This is a genomic window from Mucilaginibacter ximonensis (assembly GCF_042686265.1).
Classification (GTDB): Bacteria; Bacteroidota; Bacteroidia; order Sphingobacteriales; family Sphingobacteriaceae; genus Mucilaginibacter; species Mucilaginibacter ximonensis.
This window is the reverse complement of the sequence record NZ_JBHUPD010000001.1, coordinates 468,624-486,198: the sequence shown is the minus strand read 5'-3', so window position 1 is coordinate 486,198 and position 17,575 is coordinate 468,624. Positions and strand designations below refer to the sequence as shown.

Sequence of the window (17,575 nt, the reverse complement as noted above, 5' to 3'; positions counted from 1 at the left end):
TCGGCAAAAACGTTGTTCAATCAAAACAAATACATCACCTATGGCTAGACACACCTATCAGACAGGCATTATTGGCAATTGTAATTTTTTAGCACACGTAAATAAAAACACCAATATTGATTGGATGTGCTGGCCGCGGTTTGACAGTCCGTTTGTTTTTGGCGGCATGCTCGACAAAAACAAAGGCGGTGAATTTTCAATTCTGCCGGCCAGCGATTATACATCTGAACAGGTTTATGCAGAAAATACCAACGTATTACGAACAGATATCACCTGCAAAAACGGCAAATACCGCGTTACTGATTTCGCACCACGTTTCAGGCAGTATGATCATTTTTATAAACCTTTAATGCTCATTCGGAAAATAGAACCACTGGAGGGCGTACCACGCATTAAAGTAAAATGTTCGCCTGTTTGCGATTACGGCCGTTTACCACAAGACAAACTGCATGGCAGCGATTATATTAAGTTTACCGGGTGCGGCGAATCTATGGGCCTGTCTACAAACATCCCTATCACCTATCTCATTGACGAGGAATACTTCTCGCTTAATGAAACAAAATATTTATTACTGAATTATGGCGACGTTTGGGAAGGAGCGCTTGCAAGCACTTGCGAACAATATTTGCGTGAAACTATAGAATACTGGCGTTTATGGATAAAGCACTCATCTATAGCGTTATTTTACCAGCCTTACGTAATCCGCTCGGCCCTGGCTTTGAAGATACACCAATATGAGGATACAGGGGCTATTATTGCTGCCAGTACCACCAGCCTGCCTGAGTTTCCGGGCAGCGGGCGCAATTGGGATTACAGGTATTGCTGGCTGCGCGATACCTATTACGTGCTGACATCGCTTAATCATATCGGTCATTTTGAAGAAATGGAGCGCTATTTTAACTATGTTACCGACATTTCTTTTTCAGAGAACGATAGTTTCCGTTATCAACCGCTTTATGGTATTACCGGCAAAAAGAACCTGACAGAAGAAATTGCCGAACATTTGGACGGCTATATGGGTAACAAGCCCGTACGTATAGGCAACCAGGCTTCAGAGCATATTCAAAATGACATTTATGGCCAGGTTTCTATTTCGCTGCTGCCTTTGTATACCGATCATCGCTTTATTTACAGCGAACGCAAAGACTCTAACAAATGGATTAATTCATTACTGGACAAGATAGAGCGCACCATCGACGAGCATGATGCCGGCATCTGGGAATTCAGAAATATTGCTTTAATGCACTGTTACAGCAACCTGTTTCAATGGGCCGGCTGCAACGCTGCCGAAAAAATGGCCCGCACCATAGGCGATAAAACCCTGGAAGAAAGAGCCTGCGCGTTAAAAGAGCGTGCAGCAGCTCATATTGAAGCCTGTTATGACCCGGTGAGGAAGGTTTACACACACGCTGTAGGCAGCCCGTACCTGGATGCCAGTACGCTGCAGTTAATTATGATGAATTACATCGACCCGGCTTCCCAAAAAGCGCGCGATCATTTAGCTGCGTTGGAAAAGGAACTCAAAACCGACACAGGTTTATTTTATCGCTATATACACACAGATGATTTTGGTAAACCCAAAACCACATTTCTTATCTGCGCTTTTTGGTATGTTGAGGCTCTGGCCTGCGTGGGCCGTGTTGATGAAGCTATCGTCGAGTTTGAAAAGTTGCTGAAGTATTGCAATCACCTTTTGCTGTTTAGTGAAGATGTTGATGGTGTTGACGGCAGCCAATGGGGAAATTTCCCTCAGGCTTATAGCCATGTAGGATTAATGAATGCGGCTTACCGTATAGCAGTTAAACTTGACCGGCCTGTGTTTTTATAAGATGTTACAAGAGCAGTTAAATATATGGTCAAAGCAATTTCCCGGCTGGTTGTGGAATACCGGCTTAATTGCTGCTGCTGTTTTGTTAGGTTTTATTGTCAAGCTTATCATTACTGCGCTGCTCCATTATTACAAAAACACTAAAGACTATTCACTTTTTAAAACCATACTCATGCATCTGAGCGTCCCGTTAAACGCATTCGTTCCGCTGCTGACTTTGAATACGCTGCTCCCCTTTTTAATGTATGAAGGTGGCTATATTGTCTATTTTAAAAAGCTGCTGGAAATATTACTTATAATATCCTTCGCTAATGTGTTGATTAGCACGGTAAGGATATTCGAAGATCATTTCTATCATATTTACGACCTGAATAAGGCTGATAATCTGAAAGAACGTAAAGTACAGACGCAGCTACGGTTTGTCCGTAAGGTGATTATCGTATTTATCATACTCATAACCGTAGCCGTTATTTTATTAAGCTTTGATAATGTCCGAAAAATCGGCGCTGGCTTATTGACAGGTGTAGGTATCGGCGGTATAATTATTGGCTTTGCAGCGCAAAAGTCGCTGAGCAATTTGCTTGCAGGCTTCCAGATAGCCTTTACCCAACCTATTCGTATTGATGATGTTTTAGTAGTTGAAGGCGAGTGGGGAAAAGTAGAAGATATTACACTAACCTACGTGGTATTGAATATATGGGACCAGCGACGCCTTATTCTGCCCATTACTTATTTTATTGAAAAGCCATTTCAAAACTGGACACGCACCACATCTCAATTATTAGGCACCATTTTTTTGTACGTAGACTATACTTGCCCTGTAGCCGCCATTCGCGAGGAATTAAACAGGCTGTTGCCGGCAACTGATTTATGGGACAAACGGCTGGGTATTGTGCAAGTAACCGACTCAAAAGAACAGACCATGGAATTGAGAGTGCTGGTAAGCGCAGCTGACTCGTCCAAAGCGTTTGATTTACGTTGTTATATCCGCGAAAACCTGATTAAATTTTTACAGGAAAATTATGCCGGCAGCCTGCCAAAAATCAGAATGGAAGGGCTACCTCAGTATCCAGCTACCCACATGCCGGCGTAATGTATTTTGTCTATTTTGCAGAAGATTTCGCATTTTCTTGTGAAATGCAATGCGGAATATCTTATAAAAATGCGTATTTAATCATAAAACTCTTACAACCCATATTTGTTGTTTCCTTTATAATATGATGAAGGAAATACTATTAATAACTAAGGATGCAGAACAAGCGGCAGAAATAGCGTTCGCCGGACGTTTTGCCGCGCAAAACCAGCTTAAGCTGGTTGTTGCACATACACGGGCACAAAAACAAAAAAATTTTCAGCCTGAACCTGTACTTGTTCAAAACGCGAGCGCAACAAAAGATATAAGTGATAAAGTAAACAACTGGACCAACCAGGCTGTATTACATGAAAGTTCAGCCGTTGTCAAGCCGCGTATTATTGACGCAGCACGCTTTAACGAAAATGAGTTGGTCGCTTTTATCCGTAAAGAAAACTTTGCGATGGTAATTAGTTCGCCAAGTGCCGAAACTCCCAATTTACAGGATATACTCAATCAGCTATCCTGCCCATTACTTTTGTTGCCTGAACTATTGCCATCTATACCAATAAGCAGAATGGCTTATTTAACCGATCTTCGTTATTGTCAGCAGCCTGTATTAAATAATTTATCAAAACTCCGTGGCTTAAGTTTGTTATTGGCGCATGTTTGCCAACAGGGCCTGCCTGATGTAAGCCCGGCCTATGGCGAAGCGCTTTTTGCCGATACAATTGGCAAAAGAAACTCGCGTTTTGAGCTATTTTTTAGTCATATTAAAGATACCGATATGCAAAAAATCAGCGATACGTTGATAAATACATTGCGTGTTGATGTGCTGGTATGTGTAAATCGTCAATTTCATTTTCAGCAACTTTGGGGCGACCGTTTGCCTGACAAGCTTCCATCACATATAACCATCCCTGTGCTTATCTATCCAAATTAAACCACAGCTGTAGTATTCAGATGTTTATGCTATAGCACTAATGTTAAGTTATTTGATTGCGTTTATCGAAATGTTGGTAAAAAGGCTGCAAGTGTAGCAGTTCATTCGTGGTTATCAGCAGTTTTTACTAGTATTGCTGCAACTAACTGACATATTTCTTTAAACAGAATGAGATATAGCATTACCGTTGGGCTTGTAGCCCTGAGCACACTTGCCTGGTCGCAAAAACATTCCTCACTTATACCCGGCACGCCGTCAAAAGCCGACGATTACTTTTGTACCTGGAACATACAGGGATATTTAAGCAGTTATGTAACAAGCCCGGCGCAACGGGCCGAGATGACCGGCGACAACATGTTTGGTAAAAGCCGGTTTCAAAACTGGGTTAGCTTTTATCCAAAAATCCGTAAGGACCTCATTTTTGTAATGGACGATTCATGGGATATCCCGGCCAATGAAAACTCGGGCGATAATAAATATCTGGGCTGGGTTGAGGTAGACACCAGCCGGTTTCCCGGGTTTACCGGCCCCCCCAACCAGCGAATGAGCAAATTGGTGAACGCCGTTAAAGCAGCAGGATGGAAAGGTTTAGGCGGTTGGATTTGCGCACAACAGGCACAGTTAGTTGGCGACAACGATACCGAAATGTATTGGACACAGCGTTTGCTAACGGCAAATGCATCGGGTTTTGCCTATTGGAAAGTTGATTGGGGAAAAGAAGCGCGTAACGCCGAATTCAGAAAAATGCTTACTCGTCTGGGCCGCAAATACGCGCCTAATCTGGTAATTGAACATGCTACAAATGAGCGTTTTATCAGCATTGGCGATGTATACCGAACCTATGACGTCGAGAATATCATCGCGCAGCCAACAACCATTGCCCGCATTGCCCGGGTACTAAAATACAAGCCCGAAGGCGACGCCAAAGGCATTATTAATTGCGAGGATGAACCGTACATAGCCGCCGGATTGGGTTGCGCTATCGGTGTGATGCGGCACCCGTTTGTAGGCAATTTACCAAATGGCGCCATTGATTTTGTATTTCCGCCGGTAGGCAGAAACCTGAAACTACGCCTGGATGAGGTTGTACGCGGCGTGCGCTGGCACCGTATTGCCCTGCCGTTTGGTGTAGGCAGCGATGATTATAAAATTGACGATCAAAATCTGCAGGACAAATGGAAGGTAGGTTACCGTGATACCTGGGGACCGGCGAAAATTGGCGACACCCTCAAAGCCTCTGCCCCTGCACGTGTGAGCCGCGGTTTGCCTTTACCAATAGTCAAGTCTGACAACCCCGCCAGACCATTTGTTTTGTCGTCGCGCTATGCCAATGGCGCAATCGCTATAGCAACTATCGGACGTGGTTTGAACCATGACTACATAACTAAGAAAGTTAACGTAGAGCAACAAATAAATGACGTTAAACACCCTATTGGCGTATTTGGCGACTACTTATCATTAACCTTAATATTACCTCAAAACACTTTATTAAAAGGGTACCAGATCTGGGGACAGGACCTGGCGGGCGATACGCCTGTAAACATCACCAAAAAAGTGATCGTCAAAAATAACCGCATCACTTTGCCGGGTGATTTGATCCGCACCGTGGGCTTGTCGGCCAAAACAAAAGGCGACTTGTCAGACCCTGGATTGGTTTTGAAATTTGAGAAAAGGTAAACTAACCTTGCAGTCACATTATCCTCACCAACCACGTCATCGTGAGCGTAGCGTAACGATCTCTGTATATCACACATAGCTTATCCTGACATCGTCGCGCTCGTTCCTCGCTCACGATGACGCAGGGAGTGTCCAATTTTTCGTTTACTACTTCGACGGTACCAGCTCAATCTTGTGCACCACCGGTTTGTTAATGGCATAGATCTTATCAATCAGCACGGCCATTTCCTGTTGCCAGGCATCGCGCAGCGTTGCGTAGCGGGCACGGGTATAGGTGTCTTTATTTGCATTCAGGAAAATATCTTTGGCCGAGTATTTTTTAACCGAATCGAGCGCGGCGTTGCTGTCATTATGCAGCAGGTTCTTGCCTTTCAAAAAATCGTACTCTACCCAAACATACATGCGTATGCGCCGCTCAATATCCCATCGCTCTTCATTCAGCTCGCGGATCTGGATAGCTTGCTGATATTGCGGCGTATTCGGTATTTCGGCCATATTGATACCTGAAGATAGCTGCGAGGCGGTAAAGCTTTTCATACGCTCACCGTCAATCAGCAAATCGTAAGTGCCGCTTTTCAGATTTTTCACAGTCAGCGTTTCCTGGTTAAACTCTTTCATAAAAGGCACTAGCTTCAGCGCGTCCGACTGCGGGAACCTGCTCCCCCAGCCTCTTGGCAACGTGTCCAGCGGGTAAGGCAATGATTTAGCCAAGTAATTAAAACTAACACCATTATTTGCTAACGCGACATTGCTTACGCTGCTATTTACAGCCTTTTCAACCTTTTTATTAGCAACGTTTACCGCCACATCAGCCACTACATTATTGGCCAGCCCCTGCGACTTCAGGAACAAATAAGCCATTACTAAATGGCCGTTATTATCGGGGTGAATCCGGTCGTTTGGCGTTAGGCTAAAAGCCGTATCCCTGGCCTGCTCGCGTTTGTTAATAGCATCCATGGGGTGATAAAAATCCACAAATTCCCAATGGTTATTTTTAGCCGACTGCTCCTGGTGAGCTACAATCCTGGCTAATTGCGCACTCTTGCCGGGATAGTAGTTTTTTGTAGAAAATTTAGTGGTCTCATCATACGGCGAGCCGCCAATAAGTATTTTCCGGATGTTGGGCATACCCTTCAGCCGGTCTTCCAGTTTACTGTAGGTTTCATAGCTTTTCGCCAATCTATCGTCCATAAACTGCTGCGCATCTTTACGGTACCATTCAAAATAACCGCTGTCATTCATGCCCCAGGTTAAGGTTAAAACCGTCGGCTTTTTGGATAGGACATCGTAATCAAAGCGGTCGGCTATCTGCTCAATCACATCGCCGCCAATACCGGCGTTAAAGCAGGTGATACGGCGCGCTGGATAATGCGTCATATAATACAGCCAGATGTAAGCGTGATAATGCCCGCCATCAGTAATACTGTTGCCTACAAAAACTACTCTGTCGCCTTGCTTAAAGGGTTGTACCGTTTGCGCTTTGGTAGAAAACGCGATGCAAAGGCACAGAGCCAGTGCGGTTATGATTGGTTTCATTGCACAAGTATAATAAACAAATTGCTTTAAACGTTTAGCAACCAGCATCAACCTTATTTGCATTTACCTGCTATTCGTTGATTTGGTTTGATCTAAACCATTATATTTGATAACCTTTAAAACCTATACATGAAAAAATCACTAGCCCTTATCCTGCTATTGGTATGCTTTGTAGCAGCCAGTGCTCAAAAAATCATTAACTCGCCTAATTGCGGTGCCAGCAACGCCGGTGGTTTAACTATTGATAGGATTATACTCACAGATACCGCTACACAGCTTTTCTTTTCAGCCTACTATCCAGATAGCTTCCGTATTTCGTCTGACAGTTATATCGTAGCCGATGGAGAAAAACTACTGGCTAAGCGTATTATAGGGATTGCCTATAATCAGTTTTATAAAGAAAAACAACTCTTTAGCATTACTTTCCCAGCCATTAAAACGGGCACTAAGATTATTGACTATCAGGAAGGCGACTGCGAAAATTGCTTTAAGATTTTGGATATATCGCTGCTTCCTCCAGTTCCAAAAGCAATGCCCGATGGCGTTTATGCTAACTGGTTCAAAACGACAGGTGGTAAGGAATGGGTAGCCAGCTTTACTGAAAAACGCGCCGTTTATAATGGACAGGTTTGGCAATACCAGTCGGTAAAGCCTACCGGTAAAACCATACACGTTGCCCTGGCTAAAGGTAAAAGCAAATTAGCGCTTACGCTCACCCCTACCGGTAATAATGAAATGAAGATTACCGAGTTAGGCAAGCGCCCTATTTTACTAACAAGCCTGCGCGGCGATCATCAATATCCGGCATTAAACGAACCCGGATTTACCGAACCGCTTATCAAAACAGATAGCGCTACGCTAAATGGATTCATCAACGGTTATTCGCCTAAACTAGGGTATAAAACCGGTAAAATCACCATAAATAATATAATCAGCGGCAAGCAAAAAAGTTATGTTATCCAACTTGCTCCAGATGGTAGCTTTTCTACTAAAGTACCTATGCTTTATCCCGGCATTGGATTTTTAGAGTTTCCGGGCTCATGGCAAACCATTTTTATGGAGCCTGGTAAAAACCTATTTGAGTATATGGACTTTAGAAAAGGCCGTGAATCGGGCTTGTATTATGGCGAGGATGCGTGTTTAAACGAGGAGTTTAGGCCAAATAAGTTTTATGAAAGTTTAAGCTATGATCAAATGAATGAGCTGGCTTTTAAAAATACCCCTGAAAGATACAGCGCAATTGTTGATAGCCTGGTTGCTAAAGGGCTAGGCGAATTAAACAAATACAGCACCGAACATAACCTGAGTACAAAAGCTCAGCAAGTATTTAAAATGGAAATATTATATCATGGCGCTAACGACCGCCTGGAATATAATATGCGCCGTGACAATGCTTATCGCAAGGCAAATAAAGTGCCTGATACAGTACGTGGGTATGCCACACCACCGGTAGAATTAGCGCCGTCATACTACACGTTTTTAGATAAGTTACCCCTTAATGATCAGCTATCAATGGTGGCCGAAAATTTCGATACCTTTATTAACCGCATTAAATATTCGAGCCTGGTAGAATTTACAATTAATGAATCTGTGGTGCGCCTTTATCTTGATGCATTTAAACAGTCGCCGCCTGTAAATGACGATGAGCGCGAACTGCAGCGCATGTTTACCGAAGCTTTGGAAAAGCGCGACGCCGAAATAGCTTATCAGATCTTCCGCAAAAAAAGCAAGATGGTTAACGAAGCGGCAAAAGCCAGAAAAACTTTCTTCGAAGGCGCCCAACAACAACCAAGATCGGTATATCGCACGGCTGCGTTGAAAAAAGTGATCAGCACCAACTTTTTGCTTTGCCAAAACCTAATGGATTCGCAGGATGATTTAGGTATGCTAGAACAGGATTCAAAACCGCTCGACGCCGAAGCTTTGGCTAAAATCAAAAACAGGCTGAATGATGAGTCGATCTACAAGGTTATCGTCAAAGAAAATGAGGGGATGCAAAATCTGATAGCCCGGAATAAGTTGAGCAAGTTTAAGGCTAACGAGTTACCAAACTCGCCGGCCAACCAAATATTCACAGACATCATAAAAAAATATAAAGGAAAAGTGGTTTACGTAGATTTTTGGGCCACCTGGTGCGCACCGTGCAGAGCAAATATTGAGGAAGTAGCGCCATTGAAAGAGGCGCTTAAGGATCAGAACATTGCTTTTGTATACATCACCGATGGCTCATCGCCAATGGAAACCTACAAAAGCATGGCACCGGGTATTAAAGGTGAACATTATAGAGTGAATAGCGACCAATGGAACTACTTGTTAAGTAAATTCAATATCTCAGGCATACCGCACCATGTTTTGGTAAATAAAAAAGGCGAAGTGGTAAGTCCGAATTTTCAGACAGGCGGTAATGACGATTTGAAGAATAAACTTTTGGCAACTTTAAAGGAATAATATTAGTTTCGGCAAACAAAAAAGCGATACATTTTATTTTTGTATCATAATATTAAACACACAATACCAATTATATGCAGGAATTAGATGCAAACGTTTTGAGCAAGGCCCAAGCCTGGCTTAACGGAAATTATGATGCTGAAACCAAAGCCGAAGTTCAGCGACTTATTGATACCAAGGCCACTACAGAGCTGACCGACTCATTTTACCGCGACCTGGAGTTTGGTACCGGCGGCCTTCGTGGTATTATGGGCGTTGGCTCTAACCGCATGAATAAATACACCATCGGTGCTGCTACCCAGGGTTTGGCTAATTTTTTAAAGAAAACCTATCCGGGCGAAAAAGTAAGCGTGGCCATTGCGCACGACAGCCGTAATAACTCTGATGTGTTTGCCAACATTACTGCTGATGTTTTCTCGGCCAACGGAATACAGGTTTATTTTTTTCACGCCTTACGCCCTACGCCTGAGCTTTCGTACGCTGTGCGCCGTTTAAAATGCAAAAGCGGTGTAATGCTTACGGCTTCGCATAACCCTAAAGAGTATAACGGCTATAAAGCCTACGGTGCCGATGGCGGTCAGTTTGTCTCGCCTTATGACAAAGCCGTAATGGACGAAGTTGCCGCCATTGCCAGTGTTGACGATATTAAATTTGAGCGCGACCCGAAAAATATTGAGATCATTGGCGAAGAGATAGATCATGAGTACATCGCCAAAATCACTGAACTTTCAGTATCGCCCGATGCCATTGAGCGCCAGAAAAACCTGAGCATTGTTTACTCGCCTATCCACGGTACAGGCATCACTTTGGTACCGCAGGCACTTTATAGCTTTGGTTTCAGAAATACAACCATCGTTCAGGAGCAGGAAACCCCCGATGGCAACTTCCCTACTGTGGTTTATCCAAATCCGGAGGAAAAAGAAGCTTTGACCCTGGCGCTTAAAAAAGCTGCCGAGATTGATGCCGACCTGGTGCTGGCCACCGACCCGGATGCCGACCGCGTAGGTATCGCCGTGAAAAATGCGGATAACGAGTTTATCCTGCTTAATGGTAACCAAACCGGCAGTTTACTTATCAACTACCTGCTTACCGCCTGGGAACAAAAAGGTAAACTAACCGGTAACGAGTACATTGTTAAAACCATTGTGACCAGCAACCTGATCGAGGCCATCGCGAAAGCAAAAAATGTAACCTGCTACAACACGCTTACCGGCTTTAAATACATTGGCCAGCTAATGACCGAGTTTGAAGGTAAACAAACCTTTATTGGCGGTGGCGAAGAAAGCTACGGCTATCTGGTTGGTGAATTGGTACGCGATAAAGACGCCGTTGTATCGGCAGCATTTATTGCCGAGATGACCGCCTTTTACAAAGATAAAGGCAGCAGCTTGTTTGAGGCCATGATTGACATGTACCTGCAATACGGTTTTTATAAAGAGAAGCTGATATCCATCACCAAAAAAGGTAAAACCGGTGCCGAAGAGATTAAGGCCATGATGGAGAAATTCCGCACCAATCCGCCTGCAACATTGGGTGGCTCAAAAGTAGTGACGGTTAAAGATTATGAGCGCCGGATAGAAACCGATCTAAGCTCAAACACCACCTCGCCTATTGAGCTGCCGGTATCTGACGTGTTGCAGTTTATTACTGCCGACGGAAGCATTATTTCGGCCCGCCCATCAGGTACCGAGCCTAAAATCAAGTTTTATTGCAGCGTAAACGGCAAACTGGCCAGCAAAGAGGATTACAAACAAGTGGATGCTGAGCTAGATGCTAAGATTGACAATATCATTAAGGATTTGGGCGTGTAATAACTGCTTATTAAATATTGAAAAGTCCCGGGCTGCACGTCCGGGACTTTTTTTATTTATAGGAGATTTGTCATTCTGAACGTAGTGAAGAATCTTGTAAGAGCGATGGTAAAGCGTATAAGATCCTTCGCTATTGCTCAGGATGACAAGTGAGAAAGGTAACTTTACAGCAAAAACGTCGCCTTAGCCATGATAATGCGCCCCGCATTTTTTTTTATAGATTGAAAAGTATTTACTATGTTGTGAAAATAAATATATGCTTAGCCTCCGATATATCGCTTTATTGATTTGCCTATCAAGTCTTTGCATCGCTCAGAAAAAACAACCTATTGACTACGTCAATCCCTTCATCGGCACATCTAATAGCCGTTGGATGCTGTTTCCAGGCGCAACAGCACCTAACGGAATGGTGAAATTGAGCCCTGATAACCAGGGCGACGTTTGGCAGGGCGGCTATGAATATTCAGTAGGCAGCATACATGGTTTTACACACCTGCACGGTTGGACCATGGCAGGGTTACTTACCATGCCCACCAATGGCGATCTGGCGCTAAAACCGGGCACACCTGACGAGCCTTTTAAGGGCGCCAACGCAGGTTTTCATTCTCGTTTCAGGCATGATCAGGAAAAAGCCACCCCGGGATATTATTCGGTTTATTTATTAGACTCGCACATCAAGGCTGAGTTAACAGCCACTGAGCGCACCGGCGTGCAGCGCTATACCCTGCCGGCTGACAGCACTAACCGCATCATGATACAATTAAGCATGCCCTCTGAATATGGGCTTGATTTAAAAGATGCGGCCATTATCAAAGTAAGTGATACTGAAATTGAAGGTTATGCCAAATCATCTGCCGCAGGTTTTAACGATTATACCTTGTATTTTGTAATGCAGTTTAGCAAGCCTTTCACCGGTTTTCAGGGCTATGCAAATCAGCGGCAAATAAAAGGCGAAAAAGAGATTAAAGGCAGTAAAGATCTGGGCGCGTATGTCACTTATCCTACCAATAAAACGGAACAGGTTATACTGCGCACTGGCCTGTCATTTGTAAGTGTGGCCCAGGCCAGGCTAAACCTGGCAACCGAGTTAAAGAGGTTTAGCTGGGATTTTGATAAATTGGTAAAGCACAACCACGACGTTTGGAACAATATCCTGAAGACAATTATTGTTGAAGGTGATTCTGAAACTGATAAAGTTAAGTTCTACACCAACTTTTATCGCTGTTTCAGCGCTAAAATGACCATGAGCGATGTAAACGGCAAATATGTCGATGCCTGCGAACAGGTACAGCAACTACCACCATACAGAAAAGCAATGATTGGCGGCGATGCATTCTGGAATACCTTCTGGAACCTGAATTTGCTATGGACCCTTACCTCACCTGAAACAGTGCAGGATTTGGTAGGTACGCAGCTAGAAATGTATGAAAAAACCGGCTGGCTTTCTAAAGGCCCTACAGGCATTGAGTACTCGGGAATTATGGAAGGATCGCACGAAATGGCTTTGATCACCAGTGCCTATCTTAAAGGCATCATGAAAAAAGATGCAGACGTTGCTTACGCTGCAATGAAGAAAAACGTCGAGGTTGAACCTACACCTGTTTGCGGTGGCCAGCCTGGAAATCCGCAGATATCTGCTTATGCCAAATATGGTTATGTGCCTGTAGAAAAAGGTGCAACATCCAAAACACTTGACTATGCTTATGATGATTGGTGCGTAGCACAAATGGCCAATCATTTACATAAAACTAATGATTACACTTTCTTTCTCAAACGTTCAGACAATTGGAAAAATGTATTCGATCCGGTAAGTAAATACGTGGTTCCCAAAAAAGAGGATGGCCGGTTTATTGATAATTTCGACCTGTTTTCTGTTGAGCATTTTGTGGAAGGCAACTCGTGGGAATATTCCTTTTATGTGCCGCATGCCGTGCCCGGACTGGTAAAGTTTGTTGATAAAAGCCGGTTTACTAACCGTTTAGAAACAGGTTTTAAAAAATCAGAAAAACAAAAGTTTACTGCACCTGCACTTGACAGAACGTGGGGACAATCGGCCGAATATTATATTAATCACGGCAATGAAGTGAATATGCAGGCCGCCTATCTTTTTAATTATACAGACAAACCCTACCTTACTCAATATTATACCCGTAAAATCCTGAACACATTTTACGATGCTTCGCCTTACACGGGATGGGGTGGCGACGAGGATGAAGGCCAAATGGGCGCCTGGTTTGTAATGAGTTCATTAGGATTATTCGAAATGAACGGCGGCACATCCCCCGATTTACGTATCGACTTGAGCAGCCCTATTTTTAATTCGGTTAAGATAACTCTTGACCCCACCTTTTATAAAGGGAAGTTATTCGAAATCAAAACGTATAACAACTCAGCTAAAAACATCTATATCCAATCGGCGCGGCTTAATGGCCGGTTGTTAAAAGGCAATGATATTAGTTTTAAGGACGTGGTAGCAGGCGGCAAACTCGAGCTTTACATGGGTCCTGATCATCACTGACGTAGTGCTCGTTCTGAGCGTAGCGAAGAATCTTATAAAAGCGATGGTAAAGCGCGTAAGATCCTTCACTGTGCTCAGGATGAGAAGGTGCCAAGAGGTCTTTACAGCGAAAACGTGGCCTTAGCCATGATGATGCGCCCCGGAATAGTATAGCTACTCGCCGCATACATATTTGCCGACAGGTATACCGCCGTGTAATTTTTGGTATTAAACAAGTTCTGCGCATCAAGCTCCACATCCAACTTGGTTTTTTTGAAACGGTAACGTATAGAGGCGTCGGCGAAGATATATTTCAGGTCGCCGGCGTTTTGCTGACGGGTGTAATAATGATCGCCGGATACATTGAGAAACAGGTAATCGGTAATATTATAATTTGCAGATGCCGACTGTATCAACCGCTCAAACTTGCTGGTACTGGTTACCGCTGATGATTTGCTGGTGGTTACATTGTAATTGCCGTTGTAGCTCAATGTAACCCTGTCGGCAGCTTTGGTTTCAATACCAAAATTGAGGTTGGTGTTAATGGTATTATAAGGCAGCACCAGCCCATTTTGAATTTGGTTGGTGCTGGCAGTTTGCCATGACCCGCCTAAACTAAAGGTAGTACGCAAAGCAAAATCATATTTACTTACCTTACTGCTCAGCGCCCAGGCATTCATACTGTTGGCATATGGCAATACTATGCGTTGTTGTATATTGTTACTAAGCACAGCCGAGGCAATACTGTTTGAGCTTTGATGTGTATACGATGCGTTGATGTTGAAAAACAATAGAATAATCGCTTTGCGGAAGTTAAACCCCAAGCTGGCTGATTGTGTTTGCGATTCGGTCAGGTCGGCGTTGTTAGCGCCAAGGCTGCGATAATTAGACAGAATGTATCCACGATAAACATCTGTAATGCTGCCAATGCTGTTGTGAAAATTATACGTGGCTGTCAGATTGTTTTCAACGCCGGTTTGATACTTCATAAACAGGCTTGGGTCAAAATAAAGGCGATTAACAGTTTTGTCAAGCTTATAAAACCGGTCATTATAAGCAATGTCCAGGTAAGTAAGCGGCAGCGAAAAAGTTGCTTTCAACTTTTGTCCGGTTATGTCATAATCAGCCTCGGTATAAATTTTATTGCGCGACCAGCCGAGGTTGTTTTTTGCGCTGTCTGACACCAGGTTAACCGTTTTATTCAGCTGCATTACTGACAGGTCTGAATTTAACTGCTGTGATTGCCTGCTAAAACCCATGCGATACGATTGCGTAACATATTGTTTGGGTATACGGTAATTGAGATAGTTATTGGTAAAAAATCCCGGTATATTAACGTTTTGAATCAGTTGGGCATAAGCTGCATTATTGTTAAAGATATCAGGGTTAAGCCCAGGGTCAATCACCCGGTTTTCGGGTTCGCCGGTATGATTGATATAACTGGACGCCTCAATGATATTAGAATTTTTGAGCGTCTTCATCAAATTAAAATCGTTGGAAAGGTCCAGCATATTATCCTTTAACACCTGGTTCACGGGCACGTTGTTAGTCACCAGCGATGAGTAGCCGGTACGATGGCTGTAGTCGGTCGACAGGTTATCATTAAGGTAATATTTATCATTATTTATGTTTACGGTAAACTGGGCATGCAAAAGGTCTGGCCGGTTTTTGTTATGCTGGGTTTCTGTATAGTGAACGGTGTCGCCGGGCAAATACACGTCGCTGGTGCGAAAGTAATTTTGCAACTGCCGGTCGCGCATGTAAGACAGGTTTACCCGTAGCTGAAGGTCTTTGCGCACATTTACAAGATTATTAACATTAAACAAACCCGACTGATTCGTCAGATACCGGTTACGTGGCAAATCAGGGTCGCCGGCCGTACCCAGCGACAGCAGCGACGAGGGTTTATTGTTATCAAGCCCCGACATATAACTGCCTGAATTGTGCGATATCAGCTCGGATGCTACATCATAACCAATATTGTTGCCTTTAAGGTAATTAATAGCCTTGTATTTGTCTTTAAACATCATGGCGTTAACATCAACGTCATAATTGCCCGGCAGGCCCGCGCCAAACTTTTCCTGCCCTATCAGCTGCATTTTGGCGTTCTTTTTTATAGTCAGGTTAATGGCTACCGCATCGCTGTTTACTTTGCCCTGCAGCATCCTGATGGGCTGATGATTTTGGATAACCTGCATCTCGTCAACCACACCTTGTGGTATGTTCCGGGTGGCAATGTTATAGCGGTCGTCCAGCAAATTATCGCCTCCTATATAAAGGTTGGATATGGCTTTACCATTATAACTTACCTTGCCATCTTTATCTACATCAATACCCGGCAACCGCTTTAACACATCGCCAATTACCCTGTCCTGCGGACTGCTGAAATCAGAGACCTTGTAGCTCAATGTGTCGCCTGAGGTACGCAAATAGGGCCGGTTATTCTTTACTACTACCGTCTTTAGCTGGTTAACTGCATTAGTTAATTTAAAATTATAGGCCGCAGCCAAATCAACCACTTCTCTGGTAGCTTTCTTAAAACCCAGGCAGCTTACTTCGAGTTTCAGCCCATTTTTTTCGGTATTGGCAGGTATTTGTAAAGCATAATCGCCTTTGTTGTTGGTTGTGGTATAGGCGATAATCAGGTCCTTACTATTTTTGAGGTTCACCCCAGCCATTGCCACCGGCTTGTTCAAACTGTCGGTAACGGTACCTTTTAAAGTTTGGCTCAGGCATACCGAGGGCAACAGTAGCCAAATCAAAGCTACTGCAACCCATTTATTTAGGTAAATCATGGCTTCTCAGGCAATTCGATTGGGTTATTAACAGCAGCCCTTGGGCCGGCTACGATATTGACCGACGTAATGGCCCCCAGCCCGGACGCATGGCCGGCTCCATCAGGCCTGGGGCTAAAGCTGCCACCTGAGCTGCCCATTGCACTTTTCATGAACCCTTGCGGATCTTTACGCATGGCTTCACTAAGTTTATCAAATTCTTTTTGAGTGGTTTTTACCGCGTTCACAGGTACAGCGATAACATTCGGGTCGGCATTACCATCGGCAACGTCGAACAATTTGGCACCCGGCGCAGCGTTTGTAACAGTAGCGTGAACTTTAGCCGCAGGTGTTGCTTCTTCCATGCTATCAAATTTGAAAATAACCTCGTTCTTCTTGTCATGTGCATCGACAATAAGGCCAGGTAAACCATTTAATTTCCAGGGGCCCACATGAAAAGGCACATCCGGTGCAAACCAGACAGTGTAATCGCGACCTTTAAAAGGGCCTGTAGCTTTTTGGCAATGCAAACCGCCAATGGTTGAGGTGTCGCCGGTAATTGTCCAGTTAATTTTGGGTATAGGCTGTTCTATCAGGTAAGCGGTGGCTATGAGGTTTTCTTTATCGATTAACTTACCGTCAACATTAAAAATGTAATATTCAGCATTGCTGGTAGGTACACGGTTAGAGATATTGATGCGCATATTACCTGAGCCCTTTTGCGCCGCAACCTGTTCTTCTATCTGCTTTTTCATTAAAGCATTTTGCACATTACGGTCATAGCTTTTATATACGCTGGCATTTTGGCCCGCAAAAAGCACCATATTTTCGGTATAAGGCTTATCACGCTGGGTTGTATCGCGTATGTGCGAAAATTTGTAGTGGACAATAAGCCTTGCAGTATCGGCTTTTTGTGCTGATGCGGTTAACGTAGTGGTTAGGGCCGCAACTATAAAAAGAGCTTTTTTCATGGTGTGATTAGTAAGTCA

10 protein-coding genes are annotated in these 17,575 nt (G+C 43.9%); 7 read left to right on the top strand and 3 right to left on the bottom strand.

The genetic code is table 11. The features are described from left to right. The first annotated feature begins 40 nt into the window (after window positions 1-40). The 4 genes from ACFS5N_RS02180 (at window position 41) to ACFS5N_RS02165 (ending at window position 5,520) form a co-directional block, all read left to right on the top strand. Complete coding sequence (locus tag ACFS5N_RS02180; RefSeq protein WP_377181762.1) at window positions 41-1,828, top strand: glycoside hydrolase family 15 protein; 1,788 nt, start codon at window positions 41-43, stop codon at window positions 1,826-1,828. Window position 1,829: 1 nt separating this feature from the next. After that, on the top strand, window positions 1,830-2,921 hold the full coding sequence (locus ACFS5N_RS02175; protein ID WP_377181760.1) for a mechanosensitive ion channel family protein: 1,092 nt from the start codon (window positions 1,830-1,832) through the stop codon (window positions 2,919-2,921). A 124-nt stretch (window positions 2,922-3,045) separates the two neighbouring features. Continuing rightward, window positions 3,046-3,843 (top strand): hypothetical protein, encoded by a 798-nt coding sequence (locus ACFS5N_RS02170; RefSeq protein WP_377181758.1) that lies wholly within the window; start codon window positions 3,046-3,048, stop codon window positions 3,841-3,843. 168 nt (window positions 3,844-4,011) lie between these two features. Next, entirely contained in the window at window positions 4,012-5,520 is a 1,509-nt protein-coding gene (locus ACFS5N_RS02165; RefSeq protein ID WP_377181756.1) for a hypothetical protein, read from the top strand. A 147-nt stretch (window positions 5,521-5,667) separates the two neighbouring features. Here ACFS5N_RS02165 and ACFS5N_RS02160 read toward each other — a convergent pair whose 3' ends face one another. After that, complete coding sequence (locus ACFS5N_RS02160) at window positions 5,668-7,056, bottom strand: SGNH/GDSL hydrolase family protein (protein ID WP_377181754.1); 1,389 nt, start codon at window positions 7,054-7,056, stop codon at window positions 5,668-5,670. A 129-nt stretch (window positions 7,057-7,185) separates the two neighbouring features. Between ACFS5N_RS02160 and ACFS5N_RS02155 the strand changes: the two genes are divergently transcribed. From ACFS5N_RS02155 to ACFS5N_RS02145, 3 genes are all read left to right on the top strand, one after another. Next, window positions 7,186-9,504: a TlpA family protein disulfide reductase gene (locus tag ACFS5N_RS02155; protein ID WP_377181752.1), complete on the top strand. Its 2,319-nt coding sequence runs from the start codon at window positions 7,186-7,188 to the stop codon at window positions 9,502-9,504. A gap of 74 nt (window positions 9,505-9,578) precedes the next feature. Further along, window positions 9,579-11,315 (top strand): phospho-sugar mutase, encoded by a 1,737-nt coding sequence (locus tag ACFS5N_RS02150; RefSeq protein ID WP_377181750.1) that lies wholly within the window; start codon window positions 9,579-9,581, stop codon window positions 11,313-11,315. Between the two features lie 256 nt (window positions 11,316-11,571). Then, on the top strand, window positions 11,572-13,833 hold the full coding sequence (locus tag ACFS5N_RS02145; RefSeq protein ID WP_377181748.1) for a GH92 family glycosyl hydrolase: 2,262 nt from the start codon (window positions 11,572-11,574) through the stop codon (window positions 13,831-13,833). A gap of 101 nt (window positions 13,834-13,934) precedes the next feature. On the opposite strand, the gene ACFS5N_RS02140 is transcribed toward ACFS5N_RS02145, so the two are convergent. After that, window positions 13,935-16,607 (bottom strand): TonB-dependent receptor, encoded by a 2,673-nt coding sequence (locus ACFS5N_RS02140; RefSeq protein ID WP_377181746.1) that lies wholly within the window; start codon window positions 16,605-16,607, stop codon window positions 13,935-13,937. After that, a complete protein-coding gene (locus ACFS5N_RS02135) occupies window positions 16,604-17,557 on the bottom strand; it encodes a GLPGLI family protein (protein ID WP_377181744.1) in 954 nt (317 codons plus the stop codon). The genes ACFS5N_RS02140 and ACFS5N_RS02135 overlap by 4 nt, the downstream gene beginning before the upstream one ends. Between the last annotated feature and the right edge of the window lie 18 nt (window positions 17,558-17,575).